At 33.0% G+C, this 16,771-nt stretch carries 9 protein-coding genes; 1 reads left to right on the plus strand and 8 read right to left on the minus strand.

The features are described from left to right. Positions 1 to 1,575: 1,575 nt before the first annotated feature. Entirely contained in the window at positions 1,576 to 2,598 is a 1,023-nt protein-coding gene (locus tag NMY3_RS11435; protein ID WP_196815981.1) for an SDR family NAD(P)-dependent oxidoreductase, read from the minus strand. Positions 2,599 to 2,842: 244 nt separating this feature from the next. Continuing rightward, positions 2,843 to 3,652: a TatD family hydrolase gene (locus tag NMY3_RS11440; RefSeq protein WP_196815982.1), complete on the minus strand. Its 810-nt coding sequence runs from the start codon at positions 3,650 to 3,652 to the stop codon at positions 2,843 to 2,845. A 69-nt stretch (positions 3,653 to 3,721) separates the two neighbouring features. On the opposite strand from NMY3_RS11440, the gene NMY3_RS11445 reads away from it, so the two are divergent. Continuing rightward, on the plus strand, positions 3,722 to 4,792 hold the full coding sequence (locus NMY3_RS11445; RefSeq protein ID WP_196815983.1) for an alcohol dehydrogenase catalytic domain-containing protein: 1,071 nt from the start codon (positions 3,722 to 3,724) through the stop codon (positions 4,790 to 4,792). An 82-nt stretch (positions 4,793 to 4,874) separates the two neighbouring features. Here the strand turns inward: NMY3_RS11445 and NMY3_RS11450 are convergent, their stop codons facing one another. The 6 genes from NMY3_RS11450 to NMY3_RS11475 form a co-directional block, all read right to left on the minus strand. After that, the gene (locus tag NMY3_RS11450; protein ID WP_196815984.1) at positions 4,875 to 6,128 is read right to left on the minus strand and encodes a hypothetical protein; all 1,254 of its coding nucleotides are present in this window, start codon (positions 6,126 to 6,128) and stop codon (positions 4,875 to 4,877) included. 243 nt (positions 6,129 to 6,371) lie between these two features. After that, positions 6,372 to 7,295 carry a glycosyltransferase family 2 protein gene (locus NMY3_RS11455; RefSeq protein ID WP_196815985.1) on the minus strand — a complete coding sequence of 308 codons (924 nt, stop codon included), beginning with the start codon at positions 7,293 to 7,295 and terminating at the stop codon, positions 6,372 to 6,374. 443 nt (positions 7,296 to 7,738) lie between these two features. Then, positions 7,739 to 8,794, minus strand: a complete 1,056-nt coding sequence (locus NMY3_RS11460) for a glycosyltransferase family 4 protein (RefSeq protein ID WP_196815986.1) — start codon at positions 8,792 to 8,794, stop codon at positions 7,739 to 7,741. Between the two features lie 104 nt (positions 8,795 to 8,898). Further along, complete coding sequence (locus NMY3_RS11465; RefSeq protein WP_196815987.1) at positions 8,899 to 10,080, minus strand: glycosyltransferase family 4 protein; 1,182 nt, start codon at positions 10,078 to 10,080, stop codon at positions 8,899 to 8,901. 106 nt (positions 10,081 to 10,186) lie between these two features. Further along, positions 10,187 to 12,031, minus strand: a complete 1,845-nt coding sequence (locus NMY3_RS11470) for a hypothetical protein (RefSeq protein ID WP_231100032.1) — start codon at positions 12,029 to 12,031, stop codon at positions 10,187 to 10,189. Positions 12,032 to 12,165: 134 nt separating this feature from the next. Beyond that, positions 12,166 to 16,770 carry a hypothetical protein gene (locus NMY3_RS11475; RefSeq protein WP_196815989.1) on the minus strand — a complete coding sequence of 1,535 codons (4,605 nt, stop codon included), beginning with the start codon at positions 16,768 to 16,770 and terminating at the stop codon, positions 12,166 to 12,168. Between the last annotated feature and the right edge of the window lies 1 nt (position 16,771).

Below are 16,771 nucleotides of genomic sequence, written 5' to 3' on the forward strand. Positions count from 1 at the left end.
AAATGAAACTTCATTCTTTTGTTTAAAAATCTTATACATCAAATTTTGAATCGATCTAAATTTGTAATTCAGTAAGGGTATTTGATTCTTTTCAAGTTAAATGATTTTGCAATAAAATTACTAAATTTTGCTAGCCAAAAGATTTATAAAAATATGAAATTGAGATTTAATGAATTTGATTTCTTCCCAAGTCGCTTTCTTCTTCGCAAATCACATGTATTCAAATCAGATCACAGCAGCCGATAGGATAATTTTATATCTGCCAATTACTTGGAGGTTCTATTTACTTTTTTGTTCACAAAAGGGATCAAGTTATCGAATAAACTAAGGCGGCTTAAAAAAATTCTTTGCTAGGCCATATGCGAGAATTATGAATACCGGTTTGCAAGGTTTGAAAATTACTCTTGATAAACAAGTTCAAACTAATTTAGTTTTAGAGCGGTTTCAAGACATGATCGAGCAAGTGTATGAACAGTTTGCATAAATGGTTCTCGTATTAAGGTTTCAAATACAATGGATATAGCAAAGCAAGTCCAATGAAATTAACCTCACTGTTTGTTTGTAACGAATAAGAACCCCTATCTTTTGATAATTCATCGTTAATTGTGGGCGAAAATCATTAATTGTATTATTGGTCTTATTTTGTATATTCTTATCATCTTAGGTAAGAAAAGAGGCATACATATTATTTCAATTCACCCCAAGTCAGTTTTATAAATATAAACAATAATTTTGAAATCCTCGAAATAGTTAATATTAGTATTAGATATGCAATACCATCATCTGATGTTTCTTGGGAATAACTAATTAAATATATTAGGGCTGTATAGAAATATTTTTGCAATTCAATCTATTCATTTGCAATATCCGAACTCAAGCTAATGAATTTTGATTCTCAGTTAACGCAATAAAATAATTAGTCATATTTTAGAGCCGAAACTTTCCTTTCTATCATTTATTTATCATTATAGTGTTTTTTTATATTGATTTAAATATATAACCTTATATGGATAAAATAACATGATACCTAAAACGACTGCTACGTTCAGTTTTAGCACTTTTGTAATAATATCATATTTATTCACCGTCGTCGCCCATACCTCTACATATTGATTTCAGCGAATTAATTTGTGTTCATCGATCGGCCAAAGTAAAAGTCGATCATTATTAAATGCTTAATTAAAACTAATTAGGTCCTCCACTACACAAGAGAACTCATGCTTTCCTGTTGAACCAGATTCAGTCACAATGATTGGTACAGAGGGTCCATCCACTGCAGCTCCCGATTCAAACTCAACGTCTTAAAGTTTTTGATCGTAAAATGGCGGTTGTCTTTGATTATATTCCAGGTATTTGATGATCTGTAATTCCCTACAAATCCTAATATAACATTTCAATCTTGGTAATACTTGATCCATTTTATAATTTCTCATAAATCTGTTCCCATTAAAAGAAAGATCTATCACACTTCTGCTCAAAAAGGATATTTAAATATTCATATTAACAATAGTCAAATTAATTCAAAACATAAGCCTGCTCAAAAAATGCGATTCATTCGTTTATTTATTTAGTAATCTATGCACTAATGAGCGATGAAGATGAGTATGCTCTCACAAAACTTTCTAACCCATCTTGGAGATTTATTTTTGGATTATACGCTAATAAGTTTCGCGCCCTTGATATATCTGAAAGACTTTGTAGAATATCTCCAGCACGAGCATCAGTGAACGTAGGATTAATTTCATCCTTACCGACGGTGTTCCTTGCAATTTGAACTAGATCTAGAATTGATGTAGGGATTCCGGTTCCAACATTAAAAATTTCACCCACAGCGTTGTTAGATTCCATTGATAGCATATTGGCATAAACCACGTCTTGGATATTAACAAAATCCCTTGTCTGGGATCCATCTCCGTAAATAATAGGGGATTGATTGTTTATCAACCTGTCGATAAAAATTGTTATTACTCCACTATACTCATTATTGCTTTGTCTAGGACCATATACATTGAAATAACGTAAGGAAACGCATTTTAAACCATAAGTTTTCCAATAACTATGAAGGTAGTTTTCGACAGATAACTTTGAAGCGCCATAAGGAGAAGTCGGTTTGCACGCTAAATCCTCATTTAATACGTCATTAGACAAATCGCCATAGACTGCCGAGGATGAAGCAAAAATAATCTTTTTTACACCAGAATTCAGACAGAAATCGATTACCTTCATTGTGGATCGTACGTTTGAATAAAATACTTTTTCAGGATTTCGAACTGATTCCGTGACACTCGCTATTGCAGCTTCATGAAATACAACATCTATTTCCTCAATATCTTTCATAATGTTATGAATTTGGGAAATATCTCCAGGCAGAACATGCAATCTTGGGTTTAATAGATTATTTTTCAAATTATATAATTTGCCGCTAGAAAAATCATCAATGACAAAAGTTTCAAAACCTCTTTTTAGTAATTCATCTACAATGTGGCTTCCGATGAATCCGGCGCCCCCAGTTACAAGAACTCGTTGAACAGATCTCAAAGCTATAATTAGCCAATTCGAATTATAAAAACGTTCCTTAATAGAGTAAAAACTGTTCAAATGTTTTGTTGTTTTTTCATTTTTGTTTTATGATTCAACATAATTTTATTGATAATGATAATAACTTATAATTCAAGAAAAATTGATTAAATCTTTTTTGTAACAGACTAGTAAAACTATCCCTAGGTATTTGATTTTTATTCTTGTATTAAAGTACGTTTCTGATATTTGAATTTGAGCAAAAAAACAGATTCTGGGGTCGTCTATCACAAAGATAATACGCAGTTTTTAGACGTAAAAGAGATCATGGCACCCATGTAAATTTCTCTGATTGTCTATAAAATTCAAATGCATTAAGGAAAGTAACTTTTTCGATATCCGTGGGAGAACAGCCATTTTTTCGCATTTCTTTCGCGGTCAAAGGCACACTCAATGGGTCAGACACACCCCAGTCTGCTGCACTATTAACCATTATTTTGTCACTTCCATACTCTTTTACAATATTAATCACGCGATCAGGTGAAAGCTTCGTAACTGGATAGACTGAGAGTCCGGCCCAGGCACCCAGATCTAACGTCTTTTTTATTGTCTCCTCAGTATTATGATCAATAAGGATCTTATTGTAATCATAGTTACCGTTCTCAAAGATCTTTTCCATCCTTCTCATCCCCTCCGTTTTATTTTGATGTGGTAAGTGAATCATTGCCAATAAATTATCCTTTTGACAAATTTCCAATTGCTTAACAAAAATCTCCTCCTCAAGAACATTAATTAAGTTATAACCAATTTCACCAAGTGCAACAACCCGTTCTCTTTTTAAGAATTTATTATCTATCATTGCATTTAATGCGTCAATAGCTAAAGGTCTCTCTACTGATTCTTTAGGGTTGACAGAAATGCATGTAAAATGCTCTATGCCATGCTCTTTAGCTCTTTTTGTTTCAAAAGAAATCATGTGCTCCCAATAATCAATAAATGTGCCCACGTGAGTACGCGGGGCCCCTAGCCAAAATGAAGGCTGTACTATGACTTCGATACCGGCGATTGACATCCTCTCGTAATCATCTGTCGTCCTTGAATACATATGAATATGTGGATCGAAAAATCGGGTCATAATTCATCTATTTACAAATTAAATATATATACACTAACGACTGAAATATCTTTAAAAATTGAGACTTTGATGAAAGCTGCCTTCTTCTATGGACCTAATGATATAAGGATTAAGAATATAGACACTGAAATCAGAACTGATGGGGAAAGCAAGTTAAGGGTATTGGCCTGCTCGGTCTGCAGCTATGATGTAAGAACATTTAGAAACGGGAGCTTTAAAGTAACTCCTCCAGTTATCCTTGGTCACGAAATTTGTGCTCAGACTATAACAGATTATAAGGGGAAAAACTTTAGCATCAAATCAGGCACTAGAGTTTCAATTTATCCTGTTATTCCTTGTTTTGAATGTTGGTATTGTAACAATAATAAGTATAATTTATGCTCTAATCTAAAAGAAATAGGATCCACTGTTAACGGAGGCTTTGCGGAATTCATAAGGATTCCTAATCGGTTGTTTGAAATTGGTGGTATTGTTCCCGTATCAGACAAAATATCAAATGAGGAAGCAGCCCTCATTGAGCCCTTGGCCTGTTGTATAAATGGAATAAATCAAATCAGGAGAGGGGACTTTCAATCTATTGTAATTATAGGTGATGGACCCATTGGCCTTATGCAATTGATTTTATTAAGAAGATTATTTCCAGAAACAAACGTAACTGTGATAGGTAAAATAAAGCATAGATTAGAATCAGCTCGCAAATTAGGGGCACATAGGACCCTTGAAGTTACTGATAATGATTTCAATCCAATAATAGATGCCTTAAAGAAGTCTGACGAAGATCGTGCTCCAAATTTGATTTTTATTTCAAACAATAGCTCTACATCGATTGATCTAGCACTCAAGATAATTACCAAAAACGGAAAATTGGTTATTTTTTCAGGAATAAAGAATCAACATAATAATTCAAATACTGGGACGACAAGATTAGATCCTAATTTTATACATTACAATCAGATTACAATTTTTGGTAGTTTCAGTTCAAATCCTGAAAATCTAATAGAGGCAATGGATTTAGTTGATTCAGGAGAAATCAAATTATCTGATTTTATAACTGGTACATACCATCTGAAGGATCTTACTAATGCTTTCGCATTCTCGGAATCATTTAAAGGCTTAAAATCGGTGATCAATAAATTTTAGAAAAATTATAATATTAACTATATAGTCGATTGTTTGTATTGTGAATTCTCTTGAGATCTATGATAAGGATGCTTCAAAAAAATTAATTGAAGCTAAATCCGGATCCTAGAGAACCTTGAATTCGGTATTTAGCTTGAGTTATTGCGTCATCCAGTTGTCCCTGTGCTCTATCCAAGCTGCTATCTACTCTGTCTAACACTGCAGGGAATCCCTGTAAGAATGGAGTATATATTGCTCTTGCGTTATCGATTTGACCTATACCAATGCTCCTAGCTAAATCCAAGAAGCTGGTTGGATTGAAATTTGGAGTTGCACTTGCAGAAGCCTCTGGGTCTGTTGCTGGGGTGTTAATGAATGATGTTGGATTAATACCGCCAAATCTGTTTAAGATGTCACTAATTCCATTTTGTTGTGGGTTGTTGTCACCAACTAAACTTTGACTAGATGGGTTTGTATCTTCAGTGTTAGAGGGAGCATCTCTGTTAGTAAACTTGCTTATAATGTCGTTAATTCCATTTTGTTGTGGGTTGTTGTCACCAACTAGGCTTTGACTAGATGGGTTTGTATCTTCAGTGTTAGAGGGAGCATCTCTGTTAGTAAACTTGCTTATAATGTCGTTAATTCCATTTTGTTGTGGGTTGTTGTCACCAACTAGGCTTTGACTAGATGGGTTTGTATCTTCAGTGTTAGAGGGAGCATCTCTGTTAGTAAACTTGCTTATAATGTCGTTTACATTGTTTGTTTGTTCATTATCATCACTGCTTGTTTGTTCATTTTCGCCTGGGTTTGTTTGTTCTTCATTTTCGGTATTAGTATTTTCAGTGTTAGAGGAAGCATCTCTGTTAGTAAACTTGCTTATAATGTCGTTTACATTGTTTGTTTGTTCATTATCATCACTGCTTGTTTGTTCATTATCATCACTGCTTGTTTGTTCATTATCATCACTGCTTGTTTGTTCATTATCATCACTGCTTGTTTGTTCATTATCATCACTGCTTGTTTGTTCATTATCATCACTGCTTGTTTGTTCATTATCATCACTGCTTGTTTGTTCATTATTGCCGTTGTCATTGCCGTTGTCATTGCCGTTGTCATTGCCGTTGTCATTGCCGTTGTCATTGCCGTTGTCATTGCCGTTGTCATTGCCGTTGTCATTGCCGTTGTCATTGCCACCTCTATCGGTAAATTTCTTTATTGCATCTGAGACAGAATCTGCAGAAGTTTGCTGAAGACTCATATTGTTGATGGGAACAACGTATAACAGTAGTGTGAAAGCTACTACTACTAATGCTATTTGGTATTTATATTTTTTTAGATCTGTATCGCGATATTTCACTAGATATTATGAATATAACAATATATAAAAAGATATCTCTGTTGATATCGGTACTCTCTCCAACCTATAGTAACAAAATTGAAATATTTGAAAATCATTTAATCCTCCACACCTATATTCCAAAACCAATTTACTTTCTATTATTTTGGAATTAATTGAATTTATCAAAAAAAATTTTAATTGTATAGCCTTGTTATACTCTTTAATTTCATACTAACATCATTAAAGGAGGAATTTTTAAGATCATATTTCTCTCAATCTTCCTTTGAACAAGGTAATCAAAGTATATACAATTGCGGAAGTAGCCAGTAATAATATTCCCATAATTGCAAAACCGAGAGATAGTATTATCATATTGGTTGAAACAAAACGTGTCGTAGAAAACAAGTCAAGGGCACTATACATGAATATCGATGATATAATTAGTAATAATAATCCCGGAATACCATAGAATATCAGAGGCTTCCTGAATGATAGATATCTAAATAAATGGTTAAAAACCGCTAATCCATGCGCTATCGGATTATGTGTGGAACCATTACCATTGTACGTTACGGTAATTGGTACTTCTGCCACTCTCAAATTATGTTCATTAGCTTTTAACAAGATTTCAGTAGATATCGCCATACCGTCTTCATACAATTTTAGATTATCAAGGGCATTCAGATTATACGCTCTGAAGCCACTTTGAGCGTCTGTTATCTTATTATAAGAAACTACCTGAGTAAATTTTGTAATTGCTCTTATTCCAAAATTCCTATATGAAGGAACATGCTGCATATCTTCTTTTTTTAAGAACCGAGATCCGATTACAATATCTGCCTCATTTTTCATGAGCGGGTCGATTATCTCAGGTATCTGATCAGGGTCGTGTTGACCATCAGAATCAAGTGTTATCATAATATCCGCGTTTCTTTTCAAGGCAAATTTGAATAATTCACTCAGGGCCTTTCCATACCCTTTATTTCGAGAGTTTCGGATCACTACAGCACCTACTTCTTTAGCAATTTCTGAAGTTCGATCTATAGATCCATCATCATATACAATTACCTCACTAGCATGGGTTTTTGCTTTTGTTATTATTTCTCTAATATTATCTTCCTCATTATAAGCAGGAATACATACAATTATATGTTTAGACGTAGATTCATTTGAAACCAAATCCAAAGTCATTTTTTCATCACCCGATTAATTCCAAATTACTCCAATTCACCACATACACTACACTCGAAGGATAAGGATCTTTAGGTCCTATGTTAAACTGAAAATTCAATATTTTGTATTGATACAACAATATATAAAAAGATATCTCTGTTGATATCGGTACTCTCTCCAACCTATAGTAACAAAATTGAAATATTTGAAATTTGATTATTTGTTCAAAAACCGTTAGATTTGTTATAAATAATTTAATAAATGTGATACTATGTCTAATCTCCAATCAAGTATTATCCATTCAAGAAATTATTTAACGCAGAATATTAAATAAGTTTATTGAATGATTTTATTAGATTCAACATAAATATAAATTATGGAATGGATTATTTTGCATGAAAGATCGAATTGAAAGTATTAGAGAGAAATCATAATTTTACTCCCTAGAGAGTATACTATTTACCTGTAGCCAAAGCTTCATAAAGTGTCAAATATTTTTTCATAACCTTCTCATGGGCAAACATATTTATAGCAAATTCCTTATTTTTTAAACCCATTTCTTTGAATTTCTTATTATTAAATACAATATCATGTAATAATTTTTTCAGTCCATCATTAATGGAATCCTGATCAAGTTCCACTATGTAATTGTTATTGGAATCCATCATTTCTAATACTCCATCTAGTTGATTGCAAAAGATAACCTTTTCATTCATCATGGCTTCCATTATTACATAGGGTTGGTTATCTAATCCTGAGATATGCAAGTAAGCATCTGCATCTTTTAGGTAGTCATTAAAAATCCCACTAAATCCCATAAACTTGATATTCTTGATATAACCATATTTTTTTTTAAATTTCTCTAGATGTTTTCCATTCCCGAAAACTAGTAATTTAATATCTCTCGAAGGTATTGACACTTTTTCTATAACTCTCAAGAGGTAATTTAGCCCCTCAGCCTTCTTCTCAATCTTGAATGTGGTTGCAGTCAATAGAAGAATGTCTGCTATTTTTGGAAAAGCAGATTCGTGGTTAACAGTCTTTTTAGGAATGTAAGGATTGGGAATAATGGTATAATTTGTCCTAATCTTAAGCTCATTCAACAAATACTTGTTGAGGGATACTAATCGGTCTGAGATTAATCTAGATATTTTATCTGTGATTAGGAAAAGAAGGTATTGTATAGGTTGCCTAAATTTGGATATCTCTTTAGTATAAATTCCATGGTAGGTTATAATAATTTTCTTTTTTTTGAGTCTTGCAATAATCATGAATGGTAAAATGTATGGCGATAATACTACGAAGTGGATGATTTCAATTTTTGGTTGCAAACTTAAAAATTCTCTGAATAAGCCTAAGTAGCTCAAAAATAATCCATTTTCCCGATTCCAAAAAAGTTGGTACGATTTGATAGGTATGGTTTTAGCCCCCTCCGTAATTTCTCGTGCAAATCGTTGAACACCAGATTTTGAATTATTTGCAAAGGGACAAAAATACAATACTGATATCATTATATTAAAGCAGCAAAAGAACTAACCAGATAATTGATATATAAACCCATTCTAACCTCAATCCTAGCATTAGTCCGAGCTACAACATAAAGAGCGAATCTCTCTTATTGCAAATGATCTTGATTTATTGTCTGTCGATAGGCAAATTCAACTTGTCTTGTTATATTCCTCCAGTCAAATCTTTCCATATAGTTCATTACCTTCTTTTCATTAGTGGAAATGACCTCAAAGTTATTCAAGAGGCCTTCTATAGTTCTATAGATTTCATCTGCAGTACAACTTTTGATCATAGACTTCATCGGGTACTTTTCCAAGACTTCGGGCATACTTCCAACAGGCGTATATACGATGTGCATTGAAGCAGCCATGGCCTCAAGTAGGACTATTGGTAATCCTTCAAATTTTGAAGGGATTACAAAAATATCTGACATTATATAATATTTAATTAATTCTTCATGTGACTGCCAGTTTATTAAGATAATGTTTGGTTCATCCCTTATAATAGAAACTATCTGCTCCTTTAGAGATCCATTTCCTATCATTATCACTTTAATCATTTGGAAATTGCTTGCTAATTGTCTTGAAGCTTCAGCAAATTCTAATATCCCCTTCACATCTTCAAATCTCCCACAGAAAAGTATGATTGGAGTATTGTTACTAAGACCGTGGGCTTCTCGGAATGGAACTCTTTTGTTACTATTTTCATAATAAAGCTGGTTATTGATCCCGTTAGAAATTTGATAATAATACTTGTCACCTTTGGCATATAGTTTTGCATAGCTAATATTATTTGCAGTCAACCCTATTATCCCAGTAGTCTTACCAAGGATTCTTGCGAAAACAAGTTTGTTAAAATATTCTTCAATTTTTGTTTTTCCCCCTAGTCTTTTTGGATTTAGTGCGAAATTAGTATGGATGGTTAAAATACAAGGAACCCCATATTTTTTGGAAGATCTTATGGCCAGCCATGACGTTGGATAGTGCTGACCATGTGTATGTACCAGGTCAAAATTTCCATTCTTTATTATTTTATCGATTCGCATACCCAGGTCTACCGGAAAACTAAAATTTTTTAGCGTAGAATACGGCCAGGGCAATAAGTACAACGAAGGAATTTTGATCAATTTGTTAATATCGTTTGCATTATTTCTCTCAGTAATTTTATGCGGAGCTATGATAGTAACATCATGGCCATCTAATTGTAGATTCTTAGAAATGGCATATACATGGTCCGAAATTCCACCTATGTCTGGAGGGAAAAAGGGTGTAACTTGTAGAATTTTCAAAATAAACAATTAATTTAGAATACCAGACAGATTTATGGCTTATGTTGGTAACAACACAGTCAAATCTTGCAAGTCCCCAGAATATGTTTGGTTGAGAAAGATAAAATTATTGGCCAGGATAAAAATGAAAATTCATTACTGTCCTTACTGATACTGTGATCAAACTAATACAAATGAACAGGAGTAAAAGATTTCCGTTGTACCTTATTATTCTTGAAAGTCCTATGGCAGCGGGGATCTGTAATGGTATTTCATAAATTAGCCTGGTCAAAATTTCCGTTTCCCCAAATAATATGGGAAATAAGGTCAGAGAAGAAAAAATGAGGAAGAAGATAGTCCCTGTTTCCCTTGTCGAGCAATATATAATCCAATAGACTACAAGTGAGAGTATTATAGGATTCCCAATTTGGCCAGCCATGTATATTTGGGTGGTGTCAACCAAGTTGTGCCAAATTGTATAAATATCATTAACGCCGAGTCCTTGATTGTTCGCAAATGTGAAATTTTCAGTAACTCCAGAGTTATTAGTTAAAATCATTTTCGAAGTATCTATGGCTATAGATGGAATAAGCGCCAAAAATAGGAAGAGAATGAGTTTTCTCTGTTTACTATGGGAAAAAAGTAATGTTGTAAGGAAAATTAACAGAACAAGACAAAAAATGGTCCATGTAGGAGCATGACTAAAATGCACAAGAACTAATAACAATGAAAAAATTACTATGTAGCGAATTGATTTTTTCCTTAGTGATTTAAACAAGAAATATATGGCCAGGTAACCGAAAATTAGAGAAAACCAATTTGCATATAGTCCAGCATAAATCCCAATAAGAACTTGGAAAGGTATTGTAAATAATGCAGCTATTAATGCAGTCCTATAACTTGAAGTCAGTTCTACAGTAAGGAAATAGACGCTAAGTATAAGTAAAGGTCCTAACAGTAGAGGTAATAGTTCTAAAGTGGTACCATAGCCATTGGTATTTAGTATGTTAGAAATAGAATAGAAAACTAGCAGGGAAACAGCCCTATCTCCGCTTGACTGGTTATGAAATACTTGATAAAGAATTTCAGGAATCGAAGTTGACTCAGATTGAGTGTTGTTTAAAAATCTAATGTAATCAAGCGTATCATCACCAATAAACTGTGCGTCTGGATTTATTGTTATTAAATGAGGGATCAAAGAAATACTGGTCGAAATACAGATAATGATAAGCAGATAAATTACCCTATCCTTAAGGTTTGGTTGTGGACCAGAAATACAAAATTGCTTCGCCTGATCTTGATGAGGATCAATATGAGGTCTAAATATTTTTGAGATTGCCATCTTTATTGGAATAGCTAAAGCGATGAGGAATAACATAATCGGCGTAAGAACTGTAAATAACAAATAACCATAATAAAAAAAGTTCATTGGCGGAAATAACAAATCTGGGTCAAATACTAATGGAATGGTAATAGCCAGACTGAGGAGCGCTAAAGCAATACCCATGATCGAGATATAATTAATGCAAAGTTTTTCATCTATTAGTAACAAATTTCTTTTTGAAATCCGGTTGAATATAATAAGGGATACGATTGATGGTGGGATTATTAGAGATAGATACGTGATAAAGGTTGATAAATTGAGTACAATGCACGTCAAAACTAATATATAAAGTGGAATCCACATTTTCAAAGGATTTTTACTTCTTATGACTAAAGTGAACCAAGCTGCAGAACAAATTATGATAATCAAGGAATCCACATAATCGGAAAAAAAATGCTTGTCTACAAAGGGAGTAGAATATGTTACCCGATCTAAAAGTGGATAGATGGTCGGGCCGAAATAAGACCCCATGTTTAGAATAAAAAAATACAAAACTATCGAAAGGATAGTTGAACTCAGTACGACTCTGACAGCCGTAGTCTTCTCTAAGCGCCGAAAGGGGTTAACATAATATTCAATTTTGGTCACTATTTACTAATTACATAATACACTTATCTTTAAATCTTGGTTAATTATGATATCTTACAAATTTCTAGCCACGATTTGAATAATGCTATCGTGACATACCAATCTTATCCTTGCTTGATACAGAAACAGATGAATCATCTTAATCTCCTTTGAGTCAATCTTTTGACAAGGTAGATTGAGAGGATAATAGACGTCAGAGCGATCAGCACGTAAACCGAAATCGAATCCGAAGAAAGAAAGTTAAAAGTCGTTTTAAGAAAATCCGCATCAGTATATAACTTAGACGAAGGGATCTTTTGCATTTCCCCATGTGCCTTAAAATTAGAAACTAATGTGTATAAATCGGATAGCTCTGAAGTGAATGAGACTGTTCCATTTAACATGCGGTCTTGTTTAGCGTTTATGAACTTTCCAAAATAAAAATCTTTGATAAAGATGTCTCCATTGATTTGCACAACAGGATGATTGACATACATTCCTATCTGCTGATCATTTAAATCAATTTTTGATATATTAGGAAATTCAAAATATTTGCCGTTAGAAACTCCTGTTATTGTAGAATTCTCAGGTATGATAGACACTGAAGAATCGTTAGAACCTTCGAATTGGATATTATTATACAAGCCCCTTCCATTACCTAATCTAAATTCATCATTTCCCAGGACAGATACAGTATCGTAATCAGTGATTGATAAATCAGTAATATTGTTGAGCTTGTAAGAATTGTGGTTTTGTTCTAAAATAACTTCTGGATATGAATCATTTAACAAAATTACGGATGTTGAATTTATCACGATATTTCCTCGTCCCTTTATTTCTTGAAAAACATTTAGTCCATTTAGATCTATTGATGGTTTGGTTGAATTCTCTAAAGGTAAGACACTCGAAATTTCTCTAATGACCTCCGAAAAGTCTTGTGATGAGATAGAATTGGTCAGATATTTAGTCAGAGTAGGATATATATCGAAATATGTTATCTTACCTTTGCCGATATGTTTTTCAAATACAGGGACTACGACTTTAGTGTTATTGATGGTTATAATAGACTTGATGACATTGCCACCAAATATTGAAATCAAATCCTTGCTTTCTAAATCATTTTCAATCGAGTCATTATATTGAAGATTCATAGGCCTACCATTGCCACCAAATATTGAAATCAAATCCTTGCTTTCTAAATCATTTTCAATCGAGTCATTATATTGAAGATTCATAGGCCTACCATTGCCACCAAATATTGAAATCAAATCCTTGCTTTCTAAATCATTTTCAATCGAGTCATTATATTGAAGATTCATAGGCCTACCATTGCCACCAAATATTGAAATCAAATCCTTGCTTTCTAAATCATTTTCAATCGAGTCATTATATTGAAGATTCATAGGCCTACCATTGCCACCAAATATTGAAATCAAATCCTTGCTTTCTAAATCATTTTCAATCGAATTAAATTCAACAGTATTATTGAGTAATTTGACTAGGGTACCATAGTCATAAGTGTTAAATATATATAAATTCCCCCCATTATTGAGATATTCCAGATATCTTTTTATCTTTGATTCTTTGAACATGCTAGAGTCTTTTCGACCATAGTCCTTAAAGTCTAAGTCCTTTACTCCATTGTACTCTAATCCTACGTAACCATTTTTACCTAATGATTTATCATTAAATAAATGATATTTTGTACCATTTATGACCAAATAATGTGAACCATTTTGAATAATTAATTTCAATTCATAAAGAGATCCTGGGTTCCACTTTAAATTGGTCTTTACTCCGGGCCAAATAAATTCACCGCTCCGTTGACCATTCTCCACCTTATAAGAATTAACATAAATATCATCCTCCAAAAAATTGATACCTGTATATCTATAATTTCTATTATCCACAAATGAATAAATTAAGGAAACATAATTCGAGATATTCTTATTTAGACTATTAACATGGAAGGAAGTAGATAACTCAGTTAAATTTTCAGTGACTGGTTTTCTTATTATTATATTTTCGACCGCATTTGTATTTGTGCCCCCATGCAAGCTCTCCCCTGAATAACTCCAATATCCTGAAATAACATTCCACTTATTCGAATAATTGTCAAGAGTAAAATTGTCAATGCTATGTGAAGAGAAATCAGGATCGTAACTTAACAGAATATTTTTTCCTTTAAACATTTGTGGATCTTGATCCAATTTTTCTGTATAGCTAAGATTACCCTTCTTGTTAAATATTTCATTTAGATACAACCACTGATCATCCGAGAAAATAGTAGGATTAACAAGAGTTAGATTTGAATTCAATACGGGAGATGAACCCTTTGTGACATTAAATATCGTAACCACCCCGTTCGTGTAAATGATGGGTAATTTTGCAAGTAGATGACTTGACAGCCAGTCATCAGGAGATTGCTTTAGCAGAAAAGCATCTCTCTGGTGAAGATATAGATAACCATGATCAAAACCATTTACAGAGAAGGAAAGCAGAGGAATGTTGGGATACAAAGCAGAGGTTATAATCTGCGGTATAGGAAAATTGTATGCAGGAGCAGTAAAAACCATCAGCTCTCTTGACTGCGAAGTAGGAGCTATGACAAATGAGTATTTATCTTTACTCAATAATTCTCTAAGATAGTCAATAGCTTCTAATTCCTTTTCACTGATTTTCATACTATGAATATAGATATTCCAAAATTCAACTTGGAGCATTAATGAAGAGAATCCTAAAAGTACTAGTAACGAAATTGTAAATGCAAGAAGAGCGACGTATGGCAATCCCTTATCTCTAAATGACAAATAGTCACTAAGTTTGATCAAAGGTATAGGGGCGACTAGAGATGCGAAGAGGAAAGCAATCATGATCAATCTCTGCTCATAGTAACCCGTAATTATCAGATTACTATTCAAAACGGAAATAACTTTGCCTATCAGGAACATGGTTAATATCATTAGTAAAATGATTGTAAACCCGGATCTTTTTTCCTTAGACGAGTTCGAATAATGGTTTAAACTCAATATTGCCATTATTCCTACCACCCCAAATGCTATAGGGTAAATGAACCAGGGTATGTAACCAGTTTCATTCACTGAAGATATATCAATAGAGTCAGTTGAAAGCCAGATTACTATGCTAACAATGTATATAAGGATGAGTGACCACATCAACAAACTATAGAATCTATACTTTAGAGTGATATCCTTTATCGAAACTAACCTTTTTCTTAATTTTGGGGTAGTTCTATTTAGCTTTTGAATCAGGATGTCCGATATCTTGACTCTGTAAATGAATGCGAAGGTTAGCAGTAAGGGCATTGTGAAAAATATTAAAGATATTATACTAAATTGAGGAAATCGAAAATCTCCTGTCATAACAACTGTTTCGGTTATCAAAAAAATGTCAGTTATAACGGTTCCTATTATACATCCTAACAATAGTCTTTCTAAATTCAATAATCTAGATGTAGTAGCAAAAGACAAGACAAAAATAAAGATCAAAAATGCTAATCCTTCCGATACATGAATTAAGTTTAAGGATAGGGTCAGTATGGAAACCATCCCAATAAATCTAAATCTTGATTGATCTCCAATTCTTAACAAGAGGAATAAGGCGATTAAAATTATGAAGGAAATTGACATGGGTGTAAAATAATGAAATGGTTGTAGAAAGATCGAACCTCCGAGCGCCTTTTCACCAACTAATTGGAATAAATCAAGATTGGTAGGATGTCCAGCTACTTTCAATGATAGAAAGTATAAGAATGTAAAATTGCTAAAAAATGAATATACAATTACTGACAGGGATGGAATCCTGTTATCAATCGTTGTAAGATATCTCTTGGACAGGGTATAAACTGACAAGGGTAGGACTAAGTTTATCACAATTTGAATAGATTGAATATCGGTAATCTTTTGACCAAGCCCCGAGAGGGTATGTAATGATGCACCGAACGCGTGGAATAACAAATAATTAAATCCACTATATAAGTCGGGTGATTTTGATAAAATAATGAAGTTATGAAAATGCCTTGTAATATCCACATCTCTCATCATCGTTGCTTGTGGGTATAAAAGCCAGAATACAAAGCAAAAGAGGGTTACAGAAATCAGTATAGCATATATATCTTTGCCGTTAGATAGTGAGGAAATACTCAGGTCAATCGACGTCAGTTTTCTTTGTTTTATGACAAAAATGATTCCAAGAATAATAAAAATTGAGCAAAGAAAAATAATTCGTGCATGTTCCTCTATGGGTAATAAGCCAAGGAGAGAAAACCCAGAAACAACAAAACTTATGATAACAGAAAAAAGTATTATTTCAAGCAAGGAAAGACTTTTTGAAATCCCGCTTAATCTAACGATTGCATATCCTGGTAAAAAAGATACGCATGAAAAAGCCATGATCAATTGAATGTATTTTTGTTCGTAGTTTATGGAATTGAGAACTAAAATACAAATTGGAAATATAATGAGGAGTAGACCTAAAAATCTGTCAATATTGTTACTCTTATAGTTAGTTAGTGATTTTCTACTGACTCGGAAGAAGCGATGTAGTAAAAATATATTTTCTGAGGTAGAATTTCTTAAGATAAAATAAACCAAGATAATAATTGACATTTCAAATACAAAAAAAGGATATTTTATCCATGATTCGATCAACCATAGAGTGAATGCAGAAAATAAAACTGCAATTAGTGTAACGATTACAAAATCTTTTTTCTGAAATTTCTCGTCTATGGCTATATTCATC

This window comes from Candidatus Nitrosocosmicus oleophilus (assembly GCF_000802205.1).
In the GTDB taxonomy this organism is placed as follows: domain Archaea; phylum Thermoproteota; class Nitrososphaeria; order Nitrososphaerales; family Nitrososphaeraceae; genus Nitrosocosmicus; species Nitrosocosmicus oleophilus.

What these genes read in the sequence shown, in the direction of transcription:
- NMY3_RS11440 (WP_196815982.1), bottom strand. Translation starts at nt 3,652, where the DNA reads ATGACCCGATTTTTCGATCCACATATTCATATGTATTCAAGGACGACA.
- NMY3_RS11475 (WP_196815989.1), bottom strand. Translation starts at nt 16,770, where the DNA reads ATGAATATAGCCATAGACGAGAAATTTCAGAAAAAAGATTTTGTAATC.
- NMY3_RS11445 (WP_196815983.1), top strand. Translation starts at nt 3,722, where the DNA reads ATGAAAGCTGCCTTCTTCTATGGACCTAATGATATAAGGATTAAGAAT.
- NMY3_RS11460 (WP_196815986.1), bottom strand. Translation starts at nt 8,794, where the DNA reads ATGATATCAGTATTGTATTTTTGTCCCTTTGCAAATAATTCAAAATCT.